The sequence below is a fragment of the Vibrio sp. SCSIO 43135 genome, assembly GCF_023716665.1.
In the GTDB taxonomy this organism is placed as follows: domain Bacteria; phylum Pseudomonadota; class Gammaproteobacteria; order Enterobacterales; family Vibrionaceae; genus Vibrio; species Vibrio paucivorans.
On the sequence record NZ_CP071860.1, the window covers coordinates 231,119 to 248,661 of the forward strand.

At 42.8% G+C, this 17,543-nt stretch carries 17 protein-coding genes; 10 read left to right on the forward strand and 7 right to left on the reverse strand.

Annotated features, from left to right (window positions below):
* Positions 1-466: 466 nt before the first annotated feature.
* The 3 genes from J4N42_RS15455 to J4N42_RS15465 are packed head-to-tail and all read left to right on the forward strand — an operon-like array spanning position 467 to position 2,416.
* Positions 467-1,294, forward strand: a complete 828-nt coding sequence (locus J4N42_RS15455; protein ID WP_252033177.1) for an EAL domain-containing protein — start codon at positions 467-469, stop codon at positions 1,292-1,294.
* Positions 1,295-1,344: 50 nt separating this feature from the next.
* Positions 1,345-2,010 carry a transcriptional regulator gene (locus J4N42_RS15460; protein ID WP_252033180.1) on the forward strand — a complete coding sequence of 222 codons (666 nt, stop codon included), beginning with the start codon at positions 1,345-1,347 and terminating at the stop codon, positions 2,008-2,010.
* On the forward strand, positions 1,991-2,416 hold the full coding sequence (locus tag J4N42_RS15465) for a hypothetical protein (protein ID WP_252033182.1): 426 nt from the start codon (positions 1,991-1,993) through the stop codon (positions 2,414-2,416). The genes J4N42_RS15460 and J4N42_RS15465 overlap by 20 nt, the downstream gene beginning before the upstream one ends.
* A 100-nt stretch (positions 2,417-2,516) precedes the next feature.
* Here J4N42_RS15465 and J4N42_RS15470 read toward each other — a convergent pair whose 3' ends face one another.
* Positions 2,517-3,164 (reverse strand): glutathione S-transferase family protein, encoded by a 648-nt coding sequence (locus J4N42_RS15470; protein ID WP_252033183.1) that lies wholly within the window; start codon positions 3,162-3,164, stop codon positions 2,517-2,519.
* 446 nt (positions 3,165-3,610) lie between these two features.
* Here J4N42_RS15470 and J4N42_RS15475 point away from each other — a divergent pair, with 446 nt between their 5' ends.
* On the forward strand, positions 3,611-5,728 hold the full coding sequence (locus tag J4N42_RS15475) for an adhesion domain-containing protein (RefSeq protein WP_252033186.1): 2,118 nt from the start codon (positions 3,611-3,613) through the stop codon (positions 5,726-5,728).
* Between the two features lie 385 nt (positions 5,729-6,113).
* Here the strand turns inward: J4N42_RS15475 and J4N42_RS15480 are convergent, their stop codons facing one another.
* On the reverse strand, positions 6,114-6,533 hold the full coding sequence (locus J4N42_RS15480) for a VOC family protein (protein ID WP_252033188.1): 420 nt from the start codon (positions 6,531-6,533) through the stop codon (positions 6,114-6,116).
* Between the two features lie 8 nt (positions 6,534-6,541).
* Complete coding sequence (locus tag J4N42_RS15485) at positions 6,542-6,994, reverse strand: SRPBCC family protein (RefSeq protein ID WP_252033189.1); 453 nt, start codon at positions 6,992-6,994, stop codon at positions 6,542-6,544.
* A gap of 659 nt (positions 6,995-7,653) precedes the next feature.
* On the opposite strand from J4N42_RS15485, the gene J4N42_RS15490 reads away from it, so the two are divergent.
* On the forward strand, positions 7,654-8,064 hold the full coding sequence (locus J4N42_RS15490) for a hypothetical protein (RefSeq protein WP_252033192.1): 411 nt from the start codon (positions 7,654-7,656) through the stop codon (positions 8,062-8,064).
* Between the two features lie 143 nt (positions 8,065-8,207).
* Here the strand turns inward: J4N42_RS15490 and J4N42_RS15495 are convergent, their stop codons facing one another.
* Entirely contained in the window at positions 8,208-9,125 is a 918-nt protein-coding gene (locus J4N42_RS15495) for a hypothetical protein (protein ID WP_252033194.1), read from the reverse strand.
* Between the two features lie 250 nt (positions 9,126-9,375).
* On the opposite strand from J4N42_RS15495, the gene J4N42_RS15500 reads away from it, so the two are divergent.
* The gene (locus J4N42_RS15500; RefSeq protein WP_252033196.1) at positions 9,376-9,753 is read left to right on the forward strand and encodes a hypothetical protein; all 378 of its coding nucleotides are present in this window, start codon (positions 9,376-9,378) and stop codon (positions 9,751-9,753) included.
* A gap of 127 nt (positions 9,754-9,880) precedes the next feature.
* Positions 9,881-11,461, forward strand: coding sequence for a DUF6923 family protein (locus J4N42_RS15505; RefSeq protein WP_252033198.1), 1,581 nt, complete (start codon positions 9,881-9,883; stop codon positions 11,459-11,461).
* A 17-nt stretch (positions 11,462-11,478) separates the two neighbouring features.
* Here J4N42_RS15505 and J4N42_RS15510 read toward each other — a convergent pair whose 3' ends face one another.
* Positions 11,479-11,736, reverse strand: coding sequence for a hypothetical protein (locus J4N42_RS15510; protein WP_252033199.1), 258 nt, complete (start codon positions 11,734-11,736; stop codon positions 11,479-11,481).
* Between the two features lie 590 nt (positions 11,737-12,326).
* Between J4N42_RS15510 and J4N42_RS15515 the strand changes: the two genes are divergently transcribed.
* Positions 12,327-12,803 (forward strand): Dps family protein, encoded by a 477-nt coding sequence (locus J4N42_RS15515; RefSeq protein WP_252033200.1) that lies wholly within the window; start codon positions 12,327-12,329, stop codon positions 12,801-12,803.
* A gap of 81 nt (positions 12,804-12,884) precedes the next feature.
* Here the strand turns inward: J4N42_RS15515 and J4N42_RS15520 are convergent, their stop codons facing one another.
* Complete coding sequence (locus tag J4N42_RS15520) at positions 12,885-13,883, reverse strand: 2-hydroxyacid dehydrogenase (RefSeq protein WP_252033201.1); 999 nt, start codon at positions 13,881-13,883, stop codon at positions 12,885-12,887.
* Between the two features lie 329 nt (positions 13,884-14,212).
* Between J4N42_RS15520 and J4N42_RS15525 the strand changes: the two genes are divergently transcribed.
* The gene (locus J4N42_RS15525; RefSeq protein ID WP_252033202.1) at positions 14,213-15,628 is read left to right on the forward strand and encodes a GGDEF domain-containing protein; all 1,416 of its coding nucleotides are present in this window, start codon (positions 14,213-14,215) and stop codon (positions 15,626-15,628) included.
* Between the two features lie 62 nt (positions 15,629-15,690).
* Positions 15,691-16,455 (forward strand): substrate-binding periplasmic protein, encoded by a 765-nt coding sequence (locus tag J4N42_RS15530; protein WP_252033203.1) that lies wholly within the window; start codon positions 15,691-15,693, stop codon positions 16,453-16,455.
* A gap of 93 nt (positions 16,456-16,548) precedes the next feature.
* Here the strand turns inward: J4N42_RS15530 and dgcA are convergent, their stop codons facing one another.
* Positions 16,549-17,541: an N-acetyl-D-Glu racemase DgcA gene (dgcA, locus tag J4N42_RS15535; protein WP_252033204.1), complete on the reverse strand. Its 993-nt coding sequence runs from the start codon at positions 17,539-17,541 to the stop codon at positions 16,549-16,551.
* Between the last annotated feature and the right edge of the window lie 2 nt (positions 17,542-17,543).

Sequence of the window (17,543 nt, forward strand, 5' to 3'; positions counted from 1 at the left end):
CATTAGGCCCAACTCGATACAACTCGTTGTTATCTAGTTTGTTTTTCTAAAGTTCCTAGCTCGAAGCAGACTAGTAAAACTAATGCTTTAAGGAGAGTACTACTTTGACTATTTAGAACTTTTTATATTTATTGTGTGAATATCATGCGATGCGAAAAGCGCTAGGAATGAGAGGATATTGGCGTAATGAATGGTTCACTCGCTGTAATCAAGATGCACAGTGCAGACACGTTGTTTATTCATGAGTGTATTGTATGGTGCCAAGTTTAGCGCATTAACTCATTGATAAAAGGATGGAAAGACTTCGAGTGAGGCCCGCTTTCTGTACATCAATAGAGTGAGGTACTACCTCAAAGAATTGCAACAAATATAAACAATAAAATATAACATCGGCCGACAATAGATCGCGCTTGTTTCTTTGCAGTAAAGTGTTTGGCAGGTTTTTGTTAAATAATTGGTAGTGCATATGAGTATGGGAAGTTTACGCTTTTCTCGTAATCCAGCCGGGCAGCATCGGCTGCACGTTCCTGAGCATCGCGTTGTCTTAAAGAGTGCGTTTCAGGGCATTTTTGATGGCAAAAATTCAATGATTGGAGTTGAAAGCCTGGTGAGAGTCTCCTGCGAAGATCAACGACTAGCGAGTTTGGATGAGGGATCCCAATTTGAATCTCATATTCCGACGGATGTGTTTCTTAGCCGTTTAGATGCTAATGAACGCTCATTGATAGAGCAATGGTTAGTTGTTCTGCACATCCTAAACTTCCACACGTTTGTCGCGAAAAAAAGTACAGACTGCAAGCTGTTCATCAACGTATCTCCTGATACCGCTCTCGACATTATGGAGTCACCAAACCAAATTAGTGTCTACCGGACATGTCTATCACAGTTCAAGATTGATCTATCTCGGATCGTTTTTGAGCTCACAGAACAAGTATGCCGTGACGAAGAGCGTTTTCGCGAACTTGCGATGACTAAGTGGCTGCCTAAAGTTCACCGTGCGCTGGATGATGTTTGCTTAAGAGATATCGAGCTCGGCAGGATACTCAACTTAGAACCATCTATCATTAAACTAGATCGGTCCTTAACTAGGTTGGAAAGCACGGATACTTTGCTCGTGAAAAGTGTTCAAGCGTGGAGAAAGGAAGGAATTATTGTCGTCGCGGAGGGAATAGAAACGACGGAAGATTTCGAAAGAATGAAGAGTGTCGGTTGTCATTGGTTTCAAGGCTACTTATTAGGAAAGCCATACATATTCGGTGACAAGTGTAGAACCATCTTAAAGGTTGATAGTTGAACTCTAAGGACGGATTCAAGAAGGAACAATACAACAGTGGATAATTTGAGATGAAGAGCAGTGAAGCAAAGCAATTATTTGTGGAGCACAATACCCTTTCCGACGGCGAGCATTTGATTAAGATGTCGAGCGCTGAGCGGAAAATTTTGATTCATTTTTATGAGCACCCGGGAAGTATATTTTCCCGATTTGAGTTGCTTGAGGTAGGGTGGCCTGGCTCGGTAGTATCAGAGCGTTCTGTCAACATTGCGATAGGGAATATTCGCAACCTTCTACAAAAGTTTTCACCAAGTAGTCAACTCGTGACAGTGCCGAAAGAGGGGTATAAATCGGACTTCAAATTTAGGCTCGCCTATGAAGGCGCTCCACAGAATAGCGTGGAACAGATTGACGAGCCTAGTGAGGAAGCAATACCTAAGCCCCCATTATCTATAGCGGACCACTATCAACACATCAAAACATTTTACGGAACCTACTTTTCCCCTGTTGTGTGGTTGTTGCTTAGTGTATGGGTACTGGCTGGCTGGTTCCATATGTCACTGGGAGTAAGAACGTTGACTTGTGAGCCGGTGACTGCGGATCAACAGGTATGCGGGTTTGCTTCCGACGAATGGAAACAAGGAGATGCGGTACTCAGCCCAGATCAAGATGACAATATCATCTACTACGCTGTGAATTCATTTGGGGAGGTCACTTTTGAAGTTCTGGATAATTAAAATTTCAGTGCTAATCGCTGCACTACCTATCGTATTAGCTTTTTCTAACGGCGCATCGTGTGACTTCTACTATCTGGGTGAGAATAAGACAACTGGTGTCAATGTGAGTTTTATCTGCGAACGTGGAAGGGCGGTGTTTAGTGTCGTGGATGCAGAAAAGACGGCAATTTACCGAGTCGAAGGGCGTTACTACAGTCTGTACCCTGACTATTTCTTTCTGTATACCGATGAAGTTTATCTAGAAACACCAGATCTCGAACTAGAGAGCCGGTTGACGGTTATGGGAGAGTCTGAGTTAGTGAGAGGGTATTGGGCTGAAGGCGAAACAGAAAGCGTCTTACTTTTCTATTACCCTGAGCAATGGCTTACCAAAGGCCATTTAAGAGGGCAGCTCGGATTGTGGTAGATAACGGTTTGATTCAAACCATCTTAGTGTTGCTCAAGCTAGTTGGCATAAAACCTGTAGATTATTTAGCGTAATCTACAGGTTTCGAATTATCTAGATATCAACTGAAGAAGACGTGGTCTGATTGCTCTGCGTGCATAAAACCATCAGTAGACAGTACGCGTGTTAGGTAAGCAGAGAATGCTGGGTAGAGTTGTTCATTAACGTGGAAACCTGCGTAACGAGCATTTAAAAACTGGCTGCCTATCGCGATATCCGCAATACTCCATTCACCACATAGGAAACCTTCTATAGGGCTATGGTTGTTGAGATACTGTAAAACAGCAGGCATTGCGACCTCTAGGTTTTCGTTTACTACTGAGTCGTCAGTTGGCTGATTAAACACCTTCGGTTTGATGACTTTTTCAAAGAACAGATTTTTCCCACATACTTCTAGCAATTTGGTATCAGCATACTCTTCAAACCATAACGCTTTGGCAAACTGCACCGGATCGGTTGGGTACAGTGATTGTTGTTGAGCATAACGTTTGTCTAAGTATTGGCAGATTGCTGAAGAGTCAGCCAATGAAACCAAATCATCTTTAATCGCGGGTATTTTGCCGAGTGGGCTTATTGATTGGAATTCTGGTGTTTTATTTACCGGGGAAACATCAGCTAGGCACTCAAACTCCACACCGTAAAAATCTAACGCCATCGTGACTTTACGAACAAATGGTGATGCTGGTACACCGTATACTTTGGTAATCATATGATCCCTCTCTAACATGTGACTTTACTTACTTATCGTTTTAAAACGTCAAGGTTAATAGCTCCGGCTAATAACAACGCGTAAATAAAAGGCAATAAAGGGCAGCCAAAGTAGATACACCTAACTGTGGTGTTGAAAGGGTTGGTTGAGGCTCAAGAGTGCCGTCTCTTATAGGTGGCTTAAACCGATGTAGAAAACAGAAGTAATAATATAACTACCTGTTTATATTGATTTTAAATTTTATTTATTTTTATGTCCTCCTTTCCTAATGAGCACACAATATATGATGCGGTAGTTACTTTGGGAGTTATTCATCAGTCTCTGAATCGAGATTTGTCGAGCTTACTGCTGACTGGTTTGGAGCATCGTCAGACTATCGAAAATTGATTATGAAGTGCTCGTACCTAAGTACGCCTGATAGTAAAACTCAATACTAGGATAGCAATATGGCACTCAAACTTGGAATGACTCGCGTCACCTCGACATGGGTTTGTTTATCGAAACCCCTGAGGATTGTAGCGGTAATATTAACTTCATTGTTTCTATTTGCATGCAACAGCGGGGATACATCTTCTGTAGACCCTGTAGACCCTGTAGACCCTGTAGACCCTGTAGACCCTGTAGACCCTGTAGAGCCCACTTTAAGTCATCTATCCATAACTCAAATTAGCAAGCCCGAAACTGAGTCTAGATTTGAAAGCGGGGCGTTTAAACTCAATACATTACCTATCAATAGAAATGACCAAGTTTGCTATGAGGTCACAGGCAATTACTCCGATGGCTCTACTAAGGATCTGACCTCAATTGCGAGTTGGCAGGTGGTAGGGCAATCTAATCTCGAGACCCACGGAAATTGTTTTACTGATATTGGTTACCAAGGAGTGACGACTGTATTGGCTTCAGTAGATGGCGTTAATGCAGATACATTCGACATTGAAACAGTGCAGGAACAACGTTTGTTGATCAATCAAGTGAGCACTAAGGGAGATTTACATGAGATTGAGTTGCCTCAAGGTTTATATGCTCTTTTAGATTTTGATGTGGTGTGGAGTAATGGCGATGTTTTACACAAACTTGCTGCCGGTGATGTTACTGCAACCGTGAGTTCAAATAGCTTCCAATTGACATCTGAAAACCTGCGTCAAGAAAAGCTGAGAGCGATTGGCGAGAGTGGCGACATTGCCACCATCTCAATAGAATATGGCAGTACGAGCAGTACTTTGGATGCTCGTATTACTGATGGGGTTTTACTTGGTGTGAGTATGACTGTAAGCCCACTTTACAACGATGAAAGTGTTGACTATATCCATCAAGGGCAATTTAGAGAGCTTTCTACGATCGCAAGTTTTAAAGGAGACATTAGTGAAAATGGTCAAGGGGGAGAGACTTTTGACTTAGATGTCACGGATGATACTCAGTTTTCAGTCGACTGCGCGGATCTGATTATCGAAGGAAGAAGCATCAGAGCAATAGGCAGTCCACAGGGGGAAGAAAGTTGTGTCGTTACTGCTCAATATGATGGTGATAGTGCGTCTTCACCGCTAAATGTGAGAATGGCAAACCTGAAAAAAGTGGAAGTACAAAGCGACCCAGACAGTGAGTCCGTTATTCAGTTTCATTCAATGCAGTTTCATGCTTATGGGACCTTCTTCTACCAAGATGGCGATTTTGTTAAAGAGGAAATCACCAATGAAGTGGACTGGAGTAGTACAGGCTCAGCACTGACTGAAGACGGAGATATACCTGGCCTATTTGATGCGACAGGAAGCGCAGGGAGTCAGTCTACCGTGACCGCAACGGCGAGCTCTACCGATTTTGAATTTTTGAACCCAGAACAAACCAGCAAGGATGACTCAAAGGATATTGGGGTTGAAAAAGGAGAGTTACTGTCGATCCATATCGCTATGGATAACCACCACAATTTGCCTTTGGATGTCCCGCGGGATCAATATCGGTATTTTGTCGCAACCGGACACTATAGCGATGGCAAGGGAGGCGATGTACAACAAGACATCACTGATCTTGTTACGTGGGATAATACCAATCCTAATGCGTTTGAGCGCTACGAGAACAAATACACGGCCATCGAAGGGACTAACCAACAGACTGATGTATCTGCTGAGTTCGAACAAGTAACTAGCGACAATACCATCACATTAACAACGACTCCGCCTTCATTAGCGCAAGTTGAGCACTTTCATCGACCGGTAGTCTGTCACAACTCGGAGCATTGTTACCATGATGAACGGGTGCCATGGACAGAATGGGCGCTAAAAACTTGGAGTGAAGCGAATAGCATTTGCCAAAACCGGGGACAAAGGCTGCCACATTCAGGACAGGAGTTAAATTCATTAACGTATCCATATGCCAATATCAGTTTAGCCTATGGGTGGCCTTACTATCACATGCACTACTGGACGGTGGATGAATCAGAATCTGGTCACTACTCACAGTATATAGATGGTAACCCTTACGATGTTGAAGATTGGGTTCACTTGGCGGTTATCTGTGTTGATGATCCGTTTAACCGAAGTGATAACGAGGATAAACGCTATATATTCTAACCTGTTGCTCTAATGCTTCTTATAGATCGCTAGACGTCGCTAACTTCTTATTCTCGCTCATTAGATGTTTAAGCCCCTTATGAGCGAGTTTTTGTTTAAGGGTAGTAAACGAAGTTAAAGTATATTTCGCGTTGTTAGCGAAGCACATGGCATCTGTTTTGAAAAAGCACTGCATCAAATGTGGACTGATAGCATTTCATGACTGTAGAACGGTGAGTTTTGAGGCGGCTAGAATTATCGATACAGAAATAACTGGCGTGACAATAATAAAAGGGTGAATCGATTCACTATTTGGTTTAAGTATTTTGTGGCGATGTTGTTAGAAAGGAAGAAATGTAGGCCCGAGAACTAAATGTAGGTGGATGTTCTGAGCCTACGAGAGGATTTAGTGGCAATTGATGTTCCAAGTGATACCAAAGTGGTCTTGCACAATGCCATATTGTTGAGCCCAAAAGGTCTTCTGTATTGGCATGATAACGTCACCTTTCGCAGAAAAGCTTTGGAATATGTTGATGGCTTCTTGAGGTTGTTCAACCGATACCACGAGAGTGATGTTATCGCTTGGCTGCCCTTTTTGTTCAGGAAAGCCGTCGGAGCCCATTAAGGTGAAACCCTGACACTTCATTTCGATATGCAATAATTTATCCTGCCAGTTGGCTCTGCTATCTACTTGATCTTGCATAGGTGATTGCTTGAAGTAGTGTTTATCTTTAATTGTTCCGTTTAGTACGTGCGCATAAAAGTTAAATGCTTCTTCACATTGACCTGGAATCCTAAGGTAAGGACATAATGTGTGGATGTTCATGTGACTCCTTAATAGTGATTGATCTGAATGTCATTTGGGTAAGGTCGTCCAACCCCAGATTCGACCGCTTCTTTTAGGCTCAAGAGAAACACTGCCCATTTGGTTGAAACAGCAGAGAAGCTCGAACCAGCCTTATCCCAGCCTTGATGGATAAAATTCACTATCGTCTGAGATTTTTCTTTTGAAAGAGAGAAATTAATCCAAGTGTTGGCCCAGTTACCAGTCTCGACCTCATCACCATCGATAACGATCGGCTGCCAGGTAATACTGTCTGGCCCATTGCTGTATACCTCCATGTGGTACATGTGCTCTTGAATGTATAAAACGACATAGGTAGACCCTGCACTGTCAACAAGTTTGCAATCGGTCCACCAAGCTTTAATACCGTGCTCAGTCGTTAAATACTCATGAATTTTGTCTATGGGCGCCTTAATACCCACTTGATGATAAATTTCAGCCATTTTTATTTTCCTATTTGATATGACGTTGTTATTGAATATTTTTAGTCGTAAGCCTTAAAAAAATATCCCACTCCCCAAGCAGATACCGCCGAGGAACTTGGGGGTGGGATTAGCCGTCTGCACTAGGTATTGGACGCAGACAAATAACGAAACGAGACCAGATTCATCGTCCCTGTAATAAGTGCGGTAAACCGCCTCTCTCTGGTCTCGTTATTATGAAACCAGTTAAATTACATTGATGCAAATAGGTCATGTTTTATGATTGTGTTTTAATGGGATGTTTTATGTGTAATTGTAAGTGCCTTGTTTCTATTTTTTATTTAAGTTGTTGTTTTGTAATAATTTAATGTTTTATTAACTTTGTTTTAATACTAAGTGTGATTTTTAGTTATTTATAGATTTAAACATCAAAATTAAATCTCATTAACTGCGTCGGTTTACGGTTTTATTATAGATGATTATTATATGTGCATTATTCTTACATTCATTGATTTTAGCGATTTGTATGAAGGTATTTTTTGGGAGGGATTTGACTTTTATACTAGGTTACTAGTCCAGTTCTTGTATTGTTATTGTATTTGTTAATTATTATTTTGTTTCATTACGGCTATATTTGTACTCCCATATGCTCCCTTTTATTTTGGAGATGTATAATACCCATGCTTGTTTTATTAATCGCTTTAATCTCATTGTTGCCCAAGTTTGCTTCTGCAGAAATCATTGATATAGATGGTTGGCACATAATGGCAGAAGGTCCGTATGACCTGTGTAATAACGATGATGAGGGTTTTCCTTTAGGAGCCAAAGAAACATGCCTTCCGATCTATAATGCGACAGGGCATTCGTTATCGGTCTACTTAGCGGGTGGAACGCCTTACGACTACTATAGAAACTATCTAAACGGTTGGACGACGGCATTTATTGCTGGGAACGTGACTGAAGATATCGAGTATGTCGATGCCTTCGTTACCGATAATGTCACGGAAGAGGTGATTTATTATGGCCATATATCGAACAAAGTAGGCCTGACGTGCGATAGTAATGGCTGCTATGAAGGGATTGATTATTAGAGCGAGCCTTTCTATACGAGGACTCAAGATGATTTCATTCACCTTGTGCCATTAGGTTATTTATCCCCTTGTAGATTACTAAGCCACTTCTCAGTTAGAAGTGGCTGTTTATTGGGACTTTCTAAGGTTTAGTGTGTACAGCGCTAGTCTTCAATCGGGTAGGAGTTTAATAGATTGCTGGTTCCATCGTTATCGCTGCTACCGAGCAACAGGGTTGAGGAGAGAGCTGTAAGCCCTTCCATTTTATTGCCTTCCGTCGTGATAATTTGCTCACTCACTACCGTAGGAGGTAAGTTAGTAATTTGTGATTCGTCAGTCAGGTCAATATCAAGTTGATAAAGCACCGATCTGAATGAGGCTGGATCTCCGTCGTCGAAGGTAGCGAAACCATAAATTTTGCCATTCAGTGAATGCAACTCTGAAATAGGTCGGTTTATGCTTCCATTTAGTGAGCTAGTATCTACTGTCGTTACCTGATGAAAAGGCGCCAGTACCCCGTAGTCGAATTGTTCTTTGAGTATCTTGCTTAGCCAAAGTTGGCCGCTGTTCCTATCGCCAATCATGATGTTGTAACTCTCGCCAACGATCGACTCTTCACATGCAATCCCTTCGAAATTGAGCCCGTCCTGAGTTGGAAGATCAATGGCAGCTTTAATAGTAATAGTTTGCTGCTGATTGGCCGGCGTGTAATCGAGTACCAGCAGCCGGCCATAGTTACCCTGATAATAGCTACTTTCCAGAGCCACATAATGGTTGTCACTCAGTCGACAAATGCCTTCGAGATCGTTAGCAGGTAGCTGGTTGCCATAGTCTACTTTACTGTTATCGATGTCATTGACCATGAGTTGCCCTTCACCATTGTTGACGATCACACTGAATCGCGGAGGTTCTGTGTCGGGGTCGTTGCCAAGGGTGTGCTTCTCATCGTATACCGCGAAATACTCAGTACTGGAAATCGTTTCGAGGCCGCTGAAAGCCTGCGTAATTGGAACCGAATCTGCTGCGAGAGCAGGAAACGTGATGTAGCTAGCAATTGCCAAGCAAGAAGTAAGTTTGTACATGATGACTCCTAATCATTTCGGGAGTTGTTTGTTTAGTACTATTTTTTTTACCCCTCAAGTTGGAAAGTAAAGGAGTGAGGGATCGTGTTGAATATTTGTAATTAGTCCATGAAACCGTTATTTATCGGGTTTTTATTTTACTTGTTTTTTGTAGGATATTTAATTGATTAGGTATTGGATATAGATAGTCGCCGAAAATTAATGCTTCTCAACGAAGTTGGGTTTTTAATTTATAAACAAGGTAATAAATATGAAAAAAATACTATCCTCTCTATGTCTGATTTCTTTAGCTAGCCTGCCTGTCTATGCAGCAATATCTAAAGAAGAAGCGCAATTGAAACTGGACCAAATGGAAATCAAAGAATATCCACGTTCTGATGTAACTCTTAATATTGTCAATAACAGTACCACTGAAGCATATGTGGAAATGATTGGTCCAGATTATTATGAAGTTAGAACTGTTGGCCCTGGAGCATCGGCGTATGTGAGCTTTGCTGTAGGGACTTACCTTAATACTGTGAGGGGGGTTGATGGTGGAAATGGTTACGCTTACTGCCCACCGGTGACACTGGATACGTCTAAAACAGCGTTCATGAATTTGCAATCACACTCTTGTTATTACCAGTAAATAGAGCTCTAAGGCTCGTTTCTTTTTAAAACTGAAAGCCAGCTTATTCATATGTAATTTATTTATATTTATTGCCGATGTGGATTAGCTAGTAGTGGTAACAAAAAATATTAATGAGAGTTCAATAATGATGATTAAAAATACACGTACAGCAGTGGTTCTTAGTATTACTTTTTTTAGTGGTGTATCGATAGCAGCAGAACGTTGTGATGTATATTCAGGGAGCGATAGACTGCAATGTGAATCGATAGCTCAGACCTGTAAAAATAATCCACACTCTGAAAAATGTGTCGAGCAATCCAGAGAGTTTTTGGATCGCAATAGTGGTTTAGTCACTGTGATGCCCAACGAATCACCGGATCAGTTCCAATGCAATGGCTTTTCTTACTTGGTTCAAGGAAATGGAAATAGTGACTTGATTCGTTTCAACCCTTATGGGGATGAAAGCGAATTTGTTTCGCTATGGCAAGGAAATCCGTACCCGAACGAATTGCAGGCAATCGGTCATAGAGATGCCGATGGGTATCTCTATGGATGGGATAAAAATCAAAAGAAAGCGGTGAGGATTAGAAACCTCGATAGTGGCAGTGCTGCCGTTGAGATCATTGACTCTTTGCTACCAGACCCAGACTTTAATACGGTCTCTGGCGACGTATACAACGACTCACTTTATTTGTTTAACGACCAAATCTCGTACAAGTTGGATCTTGAGTCGTTAACTTGGACTCCTTTACTAGGGGCAACCGGTAACTTTGCACCGGATATGGCGTTCATGCCAAGTAAGTCTTCCGGAAACGTGGCAGCGGCTTACGGTTTGAATGAAGCTGGACAAGTGGTTAAGTTCACCGAAACTAGTGGCTCGGCAAGTTTTGAAGTGGTAGGTAATGCGCCATTTTTTAACTCAGAAAGTAACCACAGCTGGGGAGGCGCTTACGCTGAAGCTGATTCCAGCTACCTCTACGTAAGCAATAACAATGGTTCAGTGTACAAAGTTAACGTTGATAACCTAAACGACTACGAAAAAGTGGGTGATACCAATACCCCGGTGTCTAACAATGACGGAGCGCACTGTACGACGGCTAGGGTGGGGAGCTTCCACCTGTACTACCTGAATAACACCGACTCAGGCCAGTCCGCCGGAGATTTAGTCGAAGATGGTTCAGGTGCTTGGGCCAGCATCGGTACTACCCCTATGAACTTCTCAACGGAGTTTACCGAGAGCTCAGCTGAGATGATCAATAACGATGTCACTCCGGGTAGTACTCGTGCAGTTGGTTTTAATTATGCTGGAGAAAACGTAGATTGTGGCGATGTGATTTTCCGAGGTCCGGTAATTGCTGAGTTAACAGAGTCTGACTCTAAGGCTGGTGTGAGAACTTGTACCATTCACTATGAGGATACCTATATTTCCATCACCAACTCTACAGGGCAATATTTCTATCCTGCTTTCGATTCTGTTCAAACTACGGATTGGTTTGCTGACTCTTTCTACGGTTGGCTAAATCCTAGTACAACACGTTTGTACTGGGGTGATGATGAGTTCCTTACCAATCCTGCCATTGATATCAAGCCTGGCGATGTCATTGAGAAAATCGGCTACACCGATGGAATTAGCTACTACGAGTGTGATTCTGACGTTGTTTATGAGGGGCAGTTGCGATATGACATCGTAAATGGTGAAAGTGGCTTAACCTGCATTAAACGTTAACAAACTGACCATGGCTGTTAGTCACTAACAGCCATGGTTTTATGTTGCAGGATAGGACTGAAGACTTCGCCTTTTGCTTTAAGTACGGCATCGTCGATGGTTCTCAATAGAAACATAAGCTCCATTTTGGCGTTTATAGGAAGTAACGGCACTTTCGCTGGATTGAATCCGTGCTCCAATTCATACTTAGCAGGCTTTCGCATCGAGTTAGCCGAAAGCGTTTCCAAAGAAATATAGCCGTGCTTTAGCACAGATTGAATACACTTGCGGCGCACAGCTCTGCGTTCCCTATGCTCCTTAGGTATATAACCACGGCTCATAGATCAAACTCCGAAACAATACTGGTTAGGTATTCAAGCGGATCTAATCCCTCCATCTGCAAAATAAGCCACAGTGCGGAATTTAGGATAAAAAGCACGGCTGCGCACAGCCTAAAACAATGAACCCACATATGGGTGTCTCCATAATGTTTTCGTATTGATCAGTAACTTGTTACTGAGTAGAGAGCCAAACGTTGTTAGTGAATATCTGAGCTATTGAGCCGTCTTCACGATGTATAGGAATAATGTTGTGAACAGCGGCAATGCTTAACCAGTAGTGGTGGATTCAAAAGGCAATAAAAAAAATAAATTTTCTATAACGGCGTCGAGCGCTGTGGTAGTGGTAGGTCTAAGGCTTTGAGGGTAATTTTTTGGCTTGTAGTTAATGCTCTGAGCTTGGATAGGTGTGTGAAGTCTTGATTGGTTTTCACTATCAAATGAATAGGTTTAAACGGTTTTATCTATCTGATGGGGTTGCATAAACTACAACCATCAAAGAGAGAAAAGCTCTTAATCAAATTAACCCTGTTCCAAGGAGTGTCGGTATGACTAATCAAACAAATTTAATTGGCCTAGATAACGAAAAAGCACAAGATCTTGCTGGTGAACTGAACCACTTATTAGCGCTATACCAAGTTCTGTATATGAACACACGCGGTTATCACTGGAATATTAAAGGTCAGCAGTTTTTCGAATTACACGTCAAATTTGAAGAGATTTACACCGATCTACAAACCAAGATCGACGAACTTGCAGAACGAATTCTCACACTAGGCTTTACGCCAGACCACAGCTTTAGCCGCTACCTAGAAGCAAGTGAAATTCGCGAGCACCTAAATGCAACTTCGGGTGTGGAATGTGTGCAAGGTTTGGTGAGTGGATTTAGCGTATTACTTAAGAAAGAGCGCCAACTACTTGAACAAGCGGGTGAAGCCGATGATGAAGGTACGGCTGCATTAATGGGTGACTACATTGGTGAGCAAGAAAAATTGATGTGGATGCTGAACGCTTACCTTCAGTAATCCCAACCCTTTCCATTTACGTCCTATAACATTTGTCCTACTTTTGGCCGCATTCCCTGCGGCCTTTTTTCGCGTTTTTATTTAGTCGTTGATGAGTTCATTTCCCGACTTTTGACCTGCAAAGAAAGCATCAATGCTGTTTAGTGTGGTTGTAGCGATGTTGTGCAGTGCTTCATTAGTTAAAAACGCTTGGTGGCCGGTAAACAGCACGTTGTGGCATGCCGACAGCCTACGGAATACGTCGTCAACGATGATGTCATTCGATTTGTCTTGGAAGAACAGATCTTTTTCGTTGTCGTAAACATCAAGGCCAAGAGCACCAATTTTTCCTTTTTTTAGCGCTTCAATCGCCGCCGCAGAATCAAGCAACTTGCCGCGGCTGGTATTAATGATCATCACGCCGTCTTTCATCTTATCGAACGCTTGTTCATTAAGTAGGTGCTTATTTTCTGCTGTTAATGGGCAGTGCAGAGAAATAATGTCGGATTGAGCAAACAGCTCATCGATCGAGCAGTATTTAGCACCCAGTTCGATGGCCAATGGGTTTTCATACGGGTCAAAACACAGGATGTTCATGCCTAGACCTTTGAAAATGCGCATCGCGGCCATGCCAATTTTTCCTGAGCCCACGACACCGACAGTTTTACCAAAGAAGTTGAATCCAACCAGTCCATCTAAAGAAAAGTTAGCATCACGGGTACGTTGGTAGGCTTTATGTAATCGGCGGTTTAAACACATCATCATGCCAACGGCGTGCTCTGCGACCGCCTCAGGTGAATAAGCGGGTACTCGAACTACCTGTAATCCAAGCGCTTTAGCTGCTTCAAGGTCAACCTTATCGAAGCCTGCGCAGCGCATGGCAATTAGCTTAACGCCGACGTCAGCAAGGATTTCTAAGACTGGGCGAGAAAGGTTGTCGTTTACAAACGCACAAACAACTTGGCTACCTGCGGCCATTTGAGCTGTTTTTGCATTGAGACGGAAGTCATGGAAATGACACTCAATATTGGGATTTTGGTTGGCATTGTCAAATGACGTTTCGTCGTAATTCTTGGTGCTGAAAAAAGCTATGTTGAGCATGTGAGACCTCACTCTTTGTTGAGATTTAGTTTTTCCTACTGTGACATGTCTCACGGTTTAATTTCAAGCGTGTAAGCGTCTGACAAGCAAGATCTCGTCTTTGAAAATGTAAAACAAGCTATACGAGATCTTGGCTCGCTGGCTCGAAAGATGGATTCATACTCTTAAAGAGTGAAATGTCATTAGTGGCGTAAAAGGGTAAAAGTCTCGTTTCATATCGAAGTAACCTTATCGCCTGTATGTGTAATAGTTCAATTTCTGAAGTGGGTAAGTTGAATGAGGTAAGTTGAGCGAAGCTTCTATGTTGAACGGTAAGGGTAGTTGGGCAAATGAGTATTAATCGGTTGCATGCACTTTATAGCTTTAAAATGCGTTGGCTGGCGTGGCTAGTTTCGTTGCTTTTGTCTGCGGCGATTGTAGCGTTTGCGTTTGTCTATAGCCTCGACAGAAAGGTCGAACAGCAATTCTCTTATCAAACAGAGCTAGAGAGTGAAGTGCACAATCTCTCAACCAGGCTACTCGTACTATCTACGGAGCTCACAGAAGCGCTAGAGTCCCAAACCAGCGTTTCCATACAGGATGAAGATGTTCGTGCACTAATGGAAGACAAGAATTTTGGTTTTCTTCGAACAGGGGACAAACAAGGGGGCATTAGCGCGCCTATCTTCCATCTTGCCAAAATATACAGTTCACATGCAGGTCGACAGGCTCAAAATACGGATTTTTATTATCGTGGCTATCTAGATAATTCTAGTTTGGTCATGACAGATCAAGAAGTTCGTCCAATCCGCGCACCAAGGAATGACAGTATCAATTGTCAAGAAACCTATAAATGTACACGTGGGATATCAAGCCTAGGTGATAGATTTATCATCTCTAAGTTTTACAAAGATATTCTAACGGGTAAGCAAGTACTTACCGTTTCTACACCCGTCATCATCGAAGGTGAACTTATTGCAGATTTGTCCTCAGATATCTTCTTATCACAGGACTTTTACTTTCACACCGAAGATACGGGCCGAGGGTACATCAATGTGGCGTCCAACAGAGAGCAAGGTGACGATGCCAAACTGTATTTCTCAGATAACTACATTATGTCTCCACGCGCCATTATGGAGTCTCGAGTCTATGTAATGAGTGTGTTAGAAGACAATGCAGTATGGTTGGCGGTTTTGTTTGTTGTCTCTGTGGCTCTAGTAAGAATGTTTGGCTTTGCGTATGCCCGTTATTTAAGATCGTTAGCTGCTGAACTGGAAAGTCAGAAAGACGAGCTGACAGGGGTGTATACCAAAAGTTATATTCGCAAATTCTTTCTCAACGGCGGAAAAATCTCAAATGCAGCGGTGTTGTTTGTCGATGGTAATGGTATTAAGAAAATTAACGATTCCTTTGGCCATAAGGTCGGTGACTTAGCCATTCAGCACATTGCTAAAACCATCAAAGATAACGTGAAATCGACCGATTGGATCATCCGATATGGCGGCGACGAGTTTTTGATCATCGCCAACGACATGACTAGTGAAGAAGAGCTTCAAGTATTAATCGCACGCATCAAAGGGCATTGCTCTGAGGGGAGCTTCATGATTCACGGCACCAAAATAACCAGTAGTGTCGGTGGGTGCTTAGTGGATGAGATAGAAAGCTATCAGCAATTGGAAGAGTTTATTGCGTTATCAGATCATCGAATGTACGAAGATAAGAAAGCTTACAAAAACTCCAATATTGAGCGCTTGGACGTAGCATAGGCTTTTACTGTTCTTTTTCAGATTGCCTCTATACTTAACACTAGCTTGAGTAGGGAGGTGGCATGATTGGTTTACGACTGTTTGCTGTCGCAGCTTTGTTACAGGTCAGTCAATTGGTAGCGGCAGAGCCAATTGAACTCGTGACACTCGACTATCCTCCTTATATTGAGCAAAAAGAAGACCGCGTCTCGGGCGTTGCGGTCGATTTAGTTCGCTATGTGTTTGCTGAGTTAGAACAACCGGTAACTATCACGGTAATGCCTTGGGCTGAAGCGTTGAAGTTAGTCGAAAGTGGTGGTACCGATGGCATCTTCACCATATTCAAAAATCGCCAACGGGAACAGTTTGCTGATTACAGTTCTCAAATGTTGTTTATGCAAAACATTAGCCTAGTCAGCTTGAAAGGGCGTGACATTTCCCCGCGAATCGCTATGTTCGCCAACTCCTCCCAGTTTACTTTGTGCGTGGTGAATAAAGTCAGTTATGGTAAAGCGGTCGATCAAAGAATTGCTGGTGGCCGCTTCAAAGAGGTTATTCGTCGCGAGAGTGCAAGTGAATGTGCTCGCCTTATCAATGAACAAGTTGCCGACTTATGGGTAAACAACGAATTCGGTGCGCGAAGTATTTTGGTAAAAGAAAAGTTGGAAGAGCAGCTAGAAATCTTATCCCCATCCATCGACGCTACCCAAAGCTTTATTGCGTTCTCCAAACTAAGAAACCATTCAGAACTTCTCAAGAACATTGATCAAGTGCTGTTCGAAATGAAACAAGATGGCCGCTATAACTCGCTTATTTATGATTATTTTGAGCGATTGAGAGAAGAGTAGCGAGTATATAGCTGTAGATAACAAGATTAAAAGCCGCCCATAAGGAGGCGGCTTTTATTGCGCTAGCAGTACACTTTTAGCTACCTGTGCACTTTAGTCGACAGGCTGAGGGACTAAGATTTGCCCAGATTGGTAGACTAAGCCATCGGGTTCTTCTATGCCTAACAATACGGGGCCATCTAAATCGACGATCTCTGCTCTAGTTGCAATAGGCAGGGCGGCTTTCATTGCAATTGATGTTCCCAACATACAACCGACCATTACGCTAAAACCATGACCTCTGGCGAGTTCTTCAAGCTTTAATGCCTCAGTAAGCCCTCCTGTTTTATCGAGCTTGATGTTGACCATTTCATAGCGGCCGAGCAATGCATGCAAATCTTCACTGGTGTGACAGCTTTCATCCGCGCACAATGGTATTGGGTGAGGGATACCTTGCAAAACGTCATCTTGTCCAGCAGGTACCGGTTGTTCGATCATAGCGATCTGGTAATTAGCCAGTTGATCAAAAAGCTCAGCGAGAGGCAGACTAAGCCATGCTTCATTGGCGTCCAATACAATTTTGCATTGAGGTGCCACACGGCGAATTGCTGCGACTCGTTCTATGATTTGTTGATCGTCGAGTTTCACTTTGAGCAGTGTTGCTCCCAATTCAACGTACTCTTTGGCTTGTTCAGCCATTTGTGCTGGAGTGGCAATTGATACGGTCATCGCCGTTTCAATTTGGCTGGCAATTTCAAAGTACGGAGAAGGGAAACGGCTTCCTTTACGCGATATCTCACTTTGCCAAAATGCGCAGTCCAGTGCATTACGAGCCGCACCAGCTGGTATGTTGTGCTGAAGCATTGCTCTCGCTTGCTCTGGAGTGTCAACGTTTTGAGTGCTGATATATTGAGCGAACGATTCAATTTGTTGGATTACCGAGTCGACTGACTCTCCGTATCTAGGGTAAGGAGTACATTCACCCAATGAACTTATGCCCTCAAACTCAATGAGCACACGCACGACATCGACGTGAGTGCGAGTGCCTCGAGAAATACTGAAAGGTTTAGCCAGTTTGATTGAGTGATGCTGCGCCGATATGTTCATAT

What these genes read in the sequence shown, in the direction of transcription:
- J4N42_RS15455 (WP_252033177.1), top strand. Translation starts at nt 467, where the DNA reads ATGAGTATGGGAAGTTTACGCTTTTCTCGTAATCCAGCCGGGCAGCAT.
- J4N42_RS15460 (WP_252033180.1), top strand. Translation starts at nt 1,345, where the DNA reads ATGAAGAGCAGTGAAGCAAAGCAATTATTTGTGGAGCACAATACCCTT.
- J4N42_RS15470 (WP_252033183.1), bottom strand. Translation starts at nt 3,164, where the DNA reads ATGATTACCAAAGTATACGGTGTACCAGCATCACCATTTGTTCGTAAA.
- J4N42_RS15475 (WP_252033186.1), top strand. Translation starts at nt 3,611, where the DNA reads ATGGCACTCAAACTTGGAATGACTCGCGTCACCTCGACATGGGTTTGT.
- J4N42_RS15480 (WP_252033188.1), bottom strand. Translation starts at nt 6,533, where the DNA reads ATGAACATCCACACATTATGTCCTTACCTTAGGATTCCAGGTCAATGT.
- J4N42_RS15485 (WP_252033189.1), bottom strand. Translation starts at nt 6,994, where the DNA reads ATGGCTGAAATTTATCATCAAGTGGGTATTAAGGCGCCCATAGACAAA.
- J4N42_RS15490 (WP_252033192.1), top strand. Translation starts at nt 7,654, where the DNA reads ATGCTTGTTTTATTAATCGCTTTAATCTCATTGTTGCCCAAGTTTGCT.
- J4N42_RS15495 (WP_252033194.1), bottom strand. Translation starts at nt 9,125, where the DNA reads ATGTACAAACTTACTTCTTGCTTGGCAATTGCTAGCTACATCACGTTT.
- J4N42_RS15500 (WP_252033196.1), top strand. Translation starts at nt 9,376, where the DNA reads ATGAAAAAAATACTATCCTCTCTATGTCTGATTTCTTTAGCTAGCCTG.
- J4N42_RS15505 (WP_252033198.1), top strand. Translation starts at nt 9,881, where the DNA reads ATGATGATTAAAAATACACGTACAGCAGTGGTTCTTAGTATTACTTTT.
- J4N42_RS15515 (WP_252033200.1), top strand. Translation starts at nt 12,327, where the DNA reads ATGACTAATCAAACAAATTTAATTGGCCTAGATAACGAAAAAGCACAA.
- J4N42_RS15520 (WP_252033201.1), bottom strand. Translation starts at nt 13,883, where the DNA reads ATGCTCAACATAGCTTTTTTCAGCACCAAGAATTACGACGAAACGTCA.
- J4N42_RS15525 (WP_252033202.1), top strand. Translation starts at nt 14,213, where the DNA reads ATGAGTATTAATCGGTTGCATGCACTTTATAGCTTTAAAATGCGTTGG.
- J4N42_RS15530 (WP_252033203.1), top strand. Translation starts at nt 15,691, where the DNA reads ATGATTGGTTTACGACTGTTTGCTGTCGCAGCTTTGTTACAGGTCAGT.
- dgcA (WP_252033204.1), bottom strand. Translation starts at nt 17,541, where the DNA reads ATGAACATATCGGCGCAGCATCACTCAATCAAACTGGCTAAACCTTTC.